The following is an 833-nucleotide window of genomic DNA, read 5'->3' as shown; positions in this document are numbered from 1 at the left end:
AATCTCGACCAGTTCGCCACCGGTCTGGTCGGCGTGCGCACGCCGTGGCCGATCCCGAGGAATGCGATCGATCCGAAACTGGTGCCCGGCGGCTCCTCCTCCGGCTCGGCCGTGGCGACGGCGCGCGGCATCGTCTCCTTCGCGCTTGGCACCGATACCGCCGGCTCGGGTCGCGTTCCGGCCGGCCTCAACAGCGTCGTCGGGCTGAAGCCGAGCGTCGGCGCGCTGTCGACGGCTGGCGTCGTGCCAGCCTGCCGGACGCTCGACTGCGTCTCGGTCTTCGCGCTGACCGTCTACGACGCCTATGCGGTATTCTCCGTCGCCGCCGCGCGCGACGCGGCCGATCCCTATTCGCGTGACATCGCCGTCCAATCGCTCGCGGCGCGCCCGCCGGCGCTGAGCGTCGGTATCCCGGCAAAAGCCGACCTGAAATTCTTCGGCGATGCGGCAATGCAGGCTGGTTTCGAGGCGTCGCTGGCCTTGCTGTCGCGGCTCGGCTGCCGCCTGGTCGAGATCCCGTTCGGCGACTTCTACGCCACCGCCGATCTTCTCTACGAGGGCGCCTGGGTGGCGGAACGCTATGCCGCGATCCGCGACTTCTTCGAGGTGAACGAAGCGGCCCTCCATCCCGTGACGCGCAAGATTATCGGCGGCGCCAGAAACCTATCGGCCGCCGACGCCTTCCGCGGGTTCTATGCCCTGCAGGCTTATAAGGCGCGGCTCGCCCCGGTCATCGCCTCCGTCGACCTGTTCTGCCTGCCGACGGCGCCAATCCACTACACGCTCGATGCCGTGCTTGCCGATCCGATCGCCACCAACAGCCGGTTGGGCAC

At 68.5% G+C, this 833-nt stretch carries 1 protein-coding gene; it reads left to right on the top strand.

Translation table 11 applies throughout. The annotated features are described in order from the left end of the window. Positions 1–833, top strand: an 833-nt coding sequence (locus EN742_RS36390) for an amidase family protein (protein ID WP_245492497.1), incomplete at both ends; no start/stop codon positions are given.

The sequence above is a fragment of the Mesorhizobium sp. M4A.F.Ca.ET.020.02.1.1 genome, assembly GCF_004022645.1.
Classification (GTDB): Bacteria; Pseudomonadota; Alphaproteobacteria; order Rhizobiales; family Rhizobiaceae; genus Mesorhizobium.
Note: the sequence above shows the minus strand (reverse complement) of the source record. Positions and strands in the feature narration are given on the sequence as shown.